At 43.6% G+C, this 9,098-nt stretch carries 15 protein-coding genes; all 15 read left to right on the top strand.

Annotated features, from left to right (window positions below):
• Positions 1-341 precede the first annotated feature (341 nt).
• Positions 342-842: a monovalent cation/H+ antiporter subunit E gene (locus GBV73_RS09570; protein WP_042702540.1), complete on the top strand. Its 501-nt coding sequence runs from the start codon at positions 342-344 to the stop codon at positions 840-842.
• A complete protein-coding gene (locus GBV73_RS09565) occupies positions 839-1,102 on the top strand; it encodes a cation:proton antiporter (protein WP_042702543.1) in 264 nt (87 codons plus the stop codon). Before GBV73_RS09570 ends, GBV73_RS09565 begins: the two co-directional genes overlap by 4 nt.
• A complete protein-coding gene (gene mnhG, locus GBV73_RS09560; RefSeq protein ID WP_042702546.1) occupies positions 1,099-1,464 on the top strand; it encodes a monovalent cation/H(+) antiporter subunit G in 366 nt (121 codons plus the stop codon). Before GBV73_RS09565 ends, mnhG begins: the two co-directional genes overlap by 4 nt.
• On the top strand, positions 1,461-1,727 hold the full coding sequence (locus GBV73_RS09555; protein ID WP_042702549.1) for a DUF4040 domain-containing protein: 267 nt from the start codon (positions 1,461-1,463) through the stop codon (positions 1,725-1,727). The genes mnhG and GBV73_RS09555 overlap by 4 nt, the downstream gene beginning before the upstream one ends.
• Complete coding sequence (gene mbhE / locus GBV73_RS09550) at positions 1,724-2,023, top strand: hydrogen gas-evolving membrane-bound hydrogenase subunit E (protein ID WP_042702552.1); 300 nt, start codon at positions 1,724-1,726, stop codon at positions 2,021-2,023. Before GBV73_RS09555 ends, mbhE begins: the two co-directional genes overlap by 4 nt.
• On the top strand, positions 2,013-2,459 hold the full coding sequence (locus tag GBV73_RS09545; RefSeq protein ID WP_152880993.1) for a Na(+)/H(+) antiporter subunit B: 447 nt from the start codon (positions 2,013-2,015) through the stop codon (positions 2,457-2,459). The genes mbhE and GBV73_RS09545 overlap by 11 nt, the downstream gene beginning before the upstream one ends.
• Positions 2,456-2,818: an NADH-quinone oxidoreductase subunit K gene (locus GBV73_RS09540; protein WP_004066472.1), complete on the top strand. Its 363-nt coding sequence runs from the start codon at positions 2,456-2,458 to the stop codon at positions 2,816-2,818. The genes GBV73_RS09545 and GBV73_RS09540 overlap by 4 nt, the downstream gene beginning before the upstream one ends.
• Positions 2,815-4,398 carry a proton-conducting transporter membrane subunit gene (locus tag GBV73_RS09535; protein WP_152880991.1) on the top strand — a complete coding sequence of 528 codons (1,584 nt, stop codon included), beginning with the start codon at positions 2,815-2,817 and terminating at the stop codon, positions 4,396-4,398. Before GBV73_RS09540 ends, GBV73_RS09535 begins: the two co-directional genes overlap by 4 nt.
• Before the next feature lies 1 nt (position 4,399).
• Positions 4,400-4,747, top strand: coding sequence for a hypothetical protein (locus GBV73_RS09530; RefSeq protein ID WP_042702561.1), 348 nt, complete (start codon positions 4,400-4,402; stop codon positions 4,745-4,747).
• Positions 4,748-4,751: 4 nt separating this feature from the next.
• The gene (locus GBV73_RS09525; protein ID WP_042702565.1) at positions 4,752-5,222 is read left to right on the top strand and encodes an NADH-quinone oxidoreductase subunit B family protein; all 471 of its coding nucleotides are present in this window, start codon (positions 4,752-4,754) and stop codon (positions 5,220-5,222) included.
• Positions 5,219-5,740: an NADH-quinone oxidoreductase subunit C gene (locus GBV73_RS09520; RefSeq protein ID WP_042702568.1), complete on the top strand. Its 522-nt coding sequence runs from the start codon at positions 5,219-5,221 to the stop codon at positions 5,738-5,740. The genes GBV73_RS09525 and GBV73_RS09520 overlap by 4 nt, the downstream gene beginning before the upstream one ends.
• A gap of 2 nt (positions 5,741-5,742) precedes the next feature.
• Positions 5,743-7,035 (top strand): nickel-dependent hydrogenase large subunit, encoded by a 1,293-nt coding sequence (locus GBV73_RS09515; RefSeq protein ID WP_087037626.1) that lies wholly within the window; start codon positions 5,743-5,745, stop codon positions 7,033-7,035.
• Complete coding sequence (locus GBV73_RS09510; RefSeq protein WP_087037628.1) at positions 7,032-8,021, top strand: respiratory chain complex I subunit 1 family protein; 990 nt, start codon at positions 7,032-7,034, stop codon at positions 8,019-8,021. Before GBV73_RS09515 ends, GBV73_RS09510 begins: the two co-directional genes overlap by 4 nt.
• A complete protein-coding gene (locus GBV73_RS09505) occupies positions 8,018-8,587 on the top strand; it encodes a 4Fe-4S binding protein (RefSeq protein WP_087037629.1) in 570 nt (189 codons plus the stop codon). Before GBV73_RS09510 ends, GBV73_RS09505 begins: the two co-directional genes overlap by 4 nt.
• Before the next feature lie 270 nt (positions 8,588-8,857).
• Entirely contained in the window at positions 8,858-9,037 is a 180-nt protein-coding gene (locus GBV73_RS09500; RefSeq protein ID WP_253910347.1) for a hypothetical protein, read from the top strand.
• The last annotated feature ends 61 nt before the right edge of the window (positions 9,038-9,098 follow it).

The following is a 9,098-nucleotide window of genomic DNA, read 5'->3' as shown; positions in this document are numbered from 1 at the left end:
TTCTCGGTTTGGTGGACCGCCTGGTGATGTGACTGAATGGCTTCAGGAGGTGATACCCCAGTTATCCTGACAGTATCTCGTTTTTTTGCATGCACTATAATAGTGATCTGAGCAATTAAAAGTTCTTTAATGTTCATAATCTATGCTACGTAGTCCATAAGTAGACATGAACAAACGCTTTTCTACATAACCTTAGGTTAAAAACAAGGCTTTTTATACCTTTATTGTTAATTTAGACTTTTACAAAACCCTTTTAAAAGAAATTGTTGAAGTATACATCGCATCGACAAAAGCGAAAATAGTGAGAATAAAGGCTTGGATTGAGATTCGAGGTGGGAAAAATGAGTTTCATTGTTTCATTTGTATGGTCGTTTGTGCTTTGGCTTGTACTCACAGCAGGTACCAAAGGAATGCTCTGGAGCACGGAAGAAGTAATCGCAGGGATTATATTCGCTGCAATCGTCGGGCTTTCAACAAAGAATATCATAGGAGAAAAAGCTCAGAGATTCCTAAACCCAGCAAAGTGGCTTGGATTCCTAGTTTATGCCATTGGCCCCCTCTTCTGGGGGATGGTAAAGGCAAATTTTGACGTTGCTTATAGAGTAATCACCGGAAAAATAAAGCCAGGGATTGTTAGAGTACCCGTTGACCTTGAAAATGAAGCCCAATACACAATACTAAGCAATTCAATTACCCTCACTCCTGGAACCTTGACAGTGGATGCCTGCCCAGAAGAAAAAGCCCTCTACGTCCACTGGATATACGTAAGAGACGAAGAACCAAAGAGCTCTGAACCCGTTGCAGGTTCTTTTGAAAAATGGGCAAGGAGGTTAGGGAAATGATTTTCACAGAGTTCTTTTACGGAGCAATAGTAATTGCTCTTGGGGCGTTCATAACTCTGATTCGTGTCATGCTTGGACCTAGTGTTCCTGACAGGGTTGTTGGTGTTGACACATTAAACACCCTTATCGTGGCCGGAATGATCCTCCTGGGAGCAGCTTATGACAGAGTAATTTACATCGATATAGCCATAGTTTATGCCTTGCTCAGTTATATTGGGACTTTGGTAATTGCTAAGTATCTCCAGGGGGGATTGGAGTGATTAAAAGCATAATTTACGTTTTTCTGGCAATCAGTATTACTTTCAACTTGCTCGGGAGCGTTTCACTTCATAGATTTCCCGATGTTTACACCAGATTACATGGCGCAACAAAGTGCACAACTTTTGGAACGATATTTGCCGTCTTGGCCGTAATTGTCCATGCAATTTGGCAAATAAAAGAAACAGGGAATCCAAAGTATCTTCAAATGGCATTGCACAGCTTGGTTGCTCTTATAGCCTTGTTGCTTACAAACCCAACAGGAGCTCATGCAATAGCGAAAGCTGCACATTTGAGCGGATATAAACCAGCAAGGGCTGTTATTGATGCTTATGAGAAGAAGTTGAGGGGTGAAGAAGCATGAACCCATTAACCGTTGATATGATAATTCAAGCGGGGCTCCTCATTGGAATATTGCTTTCTTCATACTGGATGATAACCACAAGGGATTTACTTTCAGCAGCCCTAGCGTCTGCGGCTATGAGCCTCCTTCTTAGTTTGGAATTCTACATGCTTCATGCACCAGATGTTGCCATAGCGGAAGCAGCTGTTGGTGCGGGTGTTGTTACTGCAATAGTTGTTTATGGGATTTCAAAAACCGAGAGATGGGAGCGTGAGAGTCCATGAGAAGAACTGTCGGAGCGTTATCCTTGCTCTTCATACTCGGAATGTTGCTTTTAATTGCTCATCCAAATTACGGCCTAAAATTTGGCTTAGGCGGGGAGGACTGGCAAAAGTATCGCTATACAGACCAGTACTACATAGATCATGGCATTGAAGAAGTGGGTGGAACTAACATTGTTACTGACATAGTCTTTGATTACAGAGGATACGATACCCTTGGAGAGGCCACGGTTCTTTTCACTTCAATAGCGGGAGCAGTCGCATTGCTTAGAAAATGGAGGGAGGAAAATGGGGAGTGACATGGGGCTTATAGTTAAAACAATGGCAAGAGCTACTATACCTCTCATAGGGATTTTCGGAGCTTACGTTGTTGCTCATGGACATCTGACCCCCGGAGGAGGTTTCCAGGGTGGAGCCACAATTGCTGGAGCGGGAATACTATTCCTTATAGCATTTGGACTCAATGAAGCCAAGACCAGGATAAACAAGAACTTATATTCCGCCCTTGAGGGAGTAGGAGGCCTAGTTTTCTTGATAGCTGGAATGCTCGGTCTGGGTGTAGCGTTCTTCTACAACACCCTATGGCATAACGGTCCAATTTTCAATGGAGAACCAGGCACACTTCTTTCAGCAGGTTACCTTCCAATAATGAACTTGGCAGTGGGTCTGAAAGTTTACACAGGGCTGGTAAGTGCTGTCCTTGCAATGGCTCTCTTTAGGAGGTGGAGAAAGTGATACCACTGCAATTTGTTACGGCATTTTTAATGATCTTCATGGGCATTTACGCGTTCTTGTACAAGAGAAACCTCATCAAATTAATCCTGGCCCTCAATTTAATTGATGCAGGCATACACCTCTTGCTGATAAGCCTCGGATATAGATTGGAAAACGGAGTTTTACCTACAGCGCCCATTTACACTGGGTATGAAACATTGAAGGGCACTCCAATGGTTGGCCCAATACCACAGGCTTTAGTGCTCACGAGCATAGTCATTGGAGTTTGTGTGCTCTCATTGGCAATGGCATTGACGATAAACGCCTATAGACACTACGGAACCCTTGACGTTAACAAGTTAAGGAGGTTGAGAGGATGACGCTCCCGTTTCTAATCATAATTCCATTATTCGGAGCATTTTCAATGCCTATCATTAGCTTATTTGGAAAGAAGCTCAAGGAATATTGGGCACTCATAATCAGCGGCGCTACACTCGGAGTTGCTGCTAAGATATTTTACACAGTATGGAAGACCAACGAAATCATCCTTTATACCCTCGGGAGCGAAAGCCCAATTGGCAAAGGAGTGAAGTTCCCAATTAGAATTGTATGGGAAGTTGACTTACTTGGAGCGCTCTTGGCTTTAACAATAACCTTCGTGGGCTTTTTGGCAGTGCTGTATTCTCTTGGCTATATGAAGCATGACACTGGCTTGGAGAAGTACTACACATTGATACTCATTTTGGAGCTGGGAATGCTGGGAATTGTTATCACCGGGGATATCTTCAACTTCTACGTGTTCTTGGAAATAATGAGCATTGCAAGCTATGCGTTAGTTGCCTTCAGAAACGACACATGGGAAGGAATTGAGGCAGGAATTAAGTATATGTTCGTTGGTTCATTGGCAAGTTCCTTTATTCTATTAGGCATCGCCTTGCTTTATGGTCAGTATGGAACGCTTACAATGAGCTATCTCGGCATAAAAATAGCCGAAAATCCAACACTTGTGGCAAAAGTGGCTTTGGCTTTCCTTATTGGTGGACTGCTCTTTAAGAGCGGTGCGGTTCCAGTTCACATGTGGCTTGCAGATGCACACCCAGCAGCCCCAAGTTCAATCTCCGCAATGCTTTCGGGATTAGTCATCAAGGCGGGTGGAGTTTATGCAGTGGCAAGGATAGTATTCAGCATTTTCAACCCAGGACTGCACGCTTACCTAAAAGCGTTCAACATGCCCTCAATTAACATGGAGGCAGTTGGCTGGGTTATAGTGTTCTTTGCTTGCCTGACGCTCCTCATAGGAAATGCAATGGCCGTAGTGCAGACCGACATGAAGAGGCTTTTTGCATTCTCAAGTGTGGGGCAGATAGGGTATATTCTGCTCGGAATTGGTATTGGAACCCTCGCCTATGGTAGCAGGGCAGGTGAACTAGCACTGGCTGGAGCAATATACCACATAGTGAACCACGCATTGATAAAGGCACTCCTCTTCTTTGTGGCAGGAGCAGTTATCCATGAAGTCGGCACGAAGAACCTTAACGAGTTGAGCGGACTGGCAAGAAAAATGCCTATGACAACCCTTGCATTTATAATAGGTGCTGCGGCAATCATAGGTCTTCCACCATTAAACGGATTTGCTAGCAAGTGGATTATCTATGAGAGCTCCGCTATGTACAACCCAATCTTGGCAGCTATTGCCGTCGTTGGTACAGTGTTCTCTCTAGCAGCATACACCAGGGTGCTCTTTACGTTCCTAGGCAGAGAGAGCGAAAAGGTGAAGAGTGCAAAAGAGCCAGAAATGAGCATGCTTATTCCAATGCTGATTCTAGTAGTTGCAATTGTTGTCATGGGTCTCCTTCCATGGCAGATAAACGATAAAATAATGCTCCCGACAGCAAGAATGCTTGAGCAGCTCAATGGTGAGTATATGGTCGCTCTCTTAAAATTCCTTGGAGGTGCATGAAATGTTCGGCTATTGGGATGCTCTCTATTTCCTTTATGCTTTCTTCATTGGTCTGGTGATTAGTTATTTGCTCATGAAATGGGCAGAAAAAGCCAGCACTGGCACTAGAAGGGCTGGAGAGGGAACAAAGATTTACATCAGCGGTGAGGATCAAGATAAGATTATACCTCATTTTGAGCACTTTGAGGGCTACTTTACCGGAAGGCACGTAATGTGGGGCTTAATAAGAGGAGCTCAAAGGATGTTTTTGGCATTTAGAAAGGAACACACTGGTCTGCTTACAGATTATGTTGCATACCTCTTGCTCACTGTAGCAATAGTGCTTGGAGCGCTCGTCATCGGGGGGTGAAGTAATGAACGAGAGAGAAATGCTTGAGAAAAGAATTTCAAAACTCTGTAAGTACCTTGGAAGGTCACCGTGGGTATTTCACGTTAACAGCGGTTCATGCAATGGATGTGATATTGAAATAATAGCTGCTCTTACACCCAGGTATGACGCAGAGAGATTTGGAGTAAAGCTTGTTGGAACACCAAGACATGCAGATATCCTGTTGGTAACCGGCCCAGTTACAGATCAAAGCCTTGAAAGGGTTAAATTGATATATGAACAAACTCCGGATCCAAAAGTTGTTGTTGCTGTGGGAGCATGCCCAACTGGTGGTAGTGTGTTTTTTGAAAGTCCATTTACTAATGCTCCCTTGGACAAACACATCCCTGTGGACGTCTTTGTTCCAGGATGCCCTCCAAGACCAGAGGCAATACTCTATGGTGTGGTTTTGGGATTGGAAAAGCTCATAAAAAAGATAGAAGGTGAGAAAGAATGACCCCCGAAGAATTCTTGGAGATGATTCTAACAAAATTCCCTAATGCCGATGGAAAAATTAGTGAGAACAAGCTCCCCCACCCTAGGAAGAGGGTCTGGATAAATGTTGCGAGAGAAGAATTCAAAGATCTTATGAAGTTTATTAAGGAACTTGACCCCAAAGCACAGTTTTCTATAATAATCGCCAGGGATGGAGGAGACTACTTAGAGGCTAAGTATCACCTTGAACTATTTTACGAGCAAGCTCCAAGTATCTCACTCGTAGTTGGTACTAGATGTCCCAAAGATGACCCAACACTGCCCACTATCACAGACATATTACCAAGTTCGCTCCCCTATGAAAGAGAGGTTCAAGAGTTTTTGGGAATATTCTTTGAGGGCATACCCGATCCACGGAGGCTGTTTTTACCCGATGACTTCCCAGAAGACATCTATCCTCTGAGAAAAGATGAGAAAGGTATCAGCGATGAAATGATAAAGAACGCAGGCCATCCCTACAAAATGAAAAAGGAGGGTTAAACATGGAGAATAGAGTTGAATATTGGGTTAAAATCCCAATTGGTCCCATTCACCCGGCACTTGAAGAACCTGAAAAGTTCATCATTACCCTTGATGGAGAAAGAATAGTAAATGTTGATGTAAAGCTTGGATACAACTTGAGAGGCGTAGAATGGATTGGCATGAGAAGAAATTACATCCAGATACTTTATCTTGCTGAAAGAATGTGTGGGATATGTTCTTTCTCTCACAACTATACGTATTCTAGGGCAGTCGAAGAAATGGCTGGGATAGAGGTACCAGAGAGAGCTGAATACATAAGGGTGATAATAGGAGAACTGGAAAGGATCCACTCTCATTTGCTCAATCTTGGAGTTGTGGGGCACGCTATAGGCTATGATACCGTCCTCCACTTAAGCTGGCTTGCCAGGGAGAGGGTTATGGATCTCCTAGAGGCAATAGGGGGCAACAGGGTAAACTACGCTATGAACACGATTGGGGGCGTGAGGAGGGATATAGAGGATAAGCACAAAAGGGCGATTCTGGAGATGATAAAATACTACCGCGAAGAAGTCATGCCAAGGATTGAGGAAATATTCCTCTATGATCCAACTGTTGAAGCTAGACTTAGGGATGCAGGGGTCATACCCAAAAGGATAGCCATTGAGTACAGCGCTCAAGGTCCAACAGCAAGAGGAAGTGGCGTTGAGAAGGATGTCAGATACAATGAACAGCTGGGGGTTTATCCGGATTTGGGGATTAAGCCAATAACCCCTAAGGAGTTTACAGGAATAATCAAGGGGGACATGTTTGATAGGATGGTCGTTAGAGTTGGAGAACTTTGGCAGAGCATGGAGCTCATAGAAAGGGCTTTAGACCAAATGCCAGAGGGAAAAATAAAGGCATTTCCGAAGGATAACGTAACTTTGATCCGGCTTAAAAAAGCAGAAGGAGAGGGCATTGGTAGGTATGAGGCTCCAAGAGGGGAGCTCATTCACTATGTGATGGCCAACCCTGGAAGCGAAATTCCAGAAAGGTGGAAAATGAGAGAACCCACTTTTCCAAACCTCTTTGCAGTTGCGAGAGCACTAGTAGGAGAACAGCTTGCTGATGTGCCGGTTGCAATAGCGTCAATAGATCCCTGCCTGAGCTGTACAGATAGAGTAGCCGTTATAGATGCCAAAACCGGCAAGAAAAAAGTTCTTACAGAAAAAGATCTTCTCAAGGCTTCAATTGAGAAAACAAGAGAAATAAATCCCAACATAAAGGCAAAACCAGAACCCGTTGGCGGTTCTTGTGGGGGTGTTAGGCTATGAACATCGTTTATTTAACTCTAGGACTAATAGCGATTTACCTTTACGTCTCCGCTGCTTCTCTCCTTTGGGAAGGAATGGATAGAAAGCTTGTTGCGAGGATGCAGAGACGTATAGGTCCTCCAGTACTCCAGCCCATTTATGACTTTCTAAAGCTCGTCAGTAAAGAGTCCATAATCCCAAGAGATGCCAATAAATTCTTTGAAATCGCTCCAGTGTTGGCTTTAGCTTCTTCAATAGCCCTCCTAGCTTACACTCCTCTTGGATTTGAACCCCTCTTAGCCACAAAGGGCGATGTAATAGTTTTCATATACTTACTTGCTCTCATAGCCTTTGTAAGGGTGATGGGTGCCGTTAGCTCAGGATCCCCCTATGCGCAGATAGGTGCTCAGAGAGAAATAATCATGCTTGCTTCCAGGGAAGTTCCCATGATGTTGGGACTCTTTGCAATACTCTGGCGCTTAAGCAAACTCGGAGTTGAAAAACCTTTTAGCTTGGGAACGTTTTATCAGTATAACATCTGGGAGATTGGTACTCCCTTGACAGTCTTTGGCACATTTGTTCTCTTCATAGTGTTCCTACTCTGGCTTGCAAGTGAGATTGAAGTCGGTTACTTCAACATTCCAGAGGCAGAGACAGAAGTTGCAGAAGGTCCCATGGCGGAATACAGTGGAAGACATCTAGCACTATTTAAACTAAGCAGTGCTCTGAAAGAGTTCGCAAGTGCCAGTTTGGTCGTGGCGATCTTTTTCCCATGGGGTATAAGTGGGTACCTTGGCTTGACAGGTATTGGGGCGGTAGTCCTTGATTTGCTCTTCCACACTCTCAAAGTATTCATAGTCCTCTTTGTTAGCATGAGCGTATTCAGAGCAATAACTGGAAGGCTCAGGATTACCCAAGCAGTTGGCATGTTTTGGGGCAGAATACTTCCAATGAGCTTTATAGGAGTGCTGCTGATAGTCATAGACGTTCTGGGGGTGATTGCATGAAGATCCCTCCAACTCTTTCAGTAGTTCTAAAAAACATCTTCAAAAAGCCTGCAACAAACCCCTTCCCTAAGAGTGATCCTATTCCAACACCAGAAGGCTTCAGGGGAAAATTGGTTTACCATGTTGACAAGTGCATAGGATGTAAGCTCTGTGTGACAGTCTGTCCGGCGGGAGTGTTTGAATACGTGCCCGAGCTCAAAAAGGTGACACTCTGGCTGGGAAGGTGTGTCTTTTGCCAGCAGTGTGTCGACGTTTGCCCGGTAAATGCATTGGAAATGAGCAATGAGTTCCTCTTAGCGACATACGACAAATACGACGATAACCTAAGATGGCTCAAAAATGAGGAAATTGAAGAAATGCTCGCAAAGCAAGGAGGAAAAACAAAGAAATATCGCGTAATCCCGGAGAAATGTAAGGGATGTACATTATGTGCCAGGAACTGTCCACAAAATGCTATTGAAGGAGCACCAAGAGAAGTGCATAAAATTGACCCCAATAAGTGTGTTGGATGCGGAATATGTGCAACTGTATGTCGCTTTGGTGCAATAGAAGAGTACGAAGAGTGAACTTTAGTTCTTTTTTTAAATTATTTTTAAAGTCTCGTCAAGTTGTTATTATAATCCCGAATATTTCTTAACATCAATGAACTTTTTTGAACTATAATGTACTTCCAAGTTCCATTTTATGTAAAGTTTTGTTACCTTTATATTTGTCAAATTACATGTTTTCAACCTTTTGTTAAAGAAACGTATTTAATGAATTTTGGACTAATAAATAATGGAATTAGCTTGAAATATGTAATCGAACGGTTTAAAGCCTAAAGCTGGGGTGAGAGAATGTCCTTTATGACATCTTTCCTGTGGTCTTTGATTGTGTACTTAATCTTGACAGCCGGCTCCGGTAGTGTTTTACTGTGGAGTCCAGCAGAACTAGTGGCGGGAATTGTAATAGCAGCTCTTATAGGATATGCAACGAGAAACATAATGGGGGAAAGGTTCGATTACTTTTTCTTCTGAAAGCCTCGCCCTTTAGGGCGGGGATGCAGTAAACTACCCAACAGCCCTCAAACAGGAAAGC

The sequence above is a fragment of the Thermococcus sp. 101 C5 genome (assembly GCF_009372125.1).
In the GTDB taxonomy this organism is placed as follows: Archaea; Methanobacteriota_B; Thermococci; order Thermococcales; family Thermococcaceae; genus Thermococcus_A; species Thermococcus_A bergensis.
Note: the sequence above shows the minus strand (reverse complement) of the source record. Positions and strands in the feature narration are given on the sequence as shown.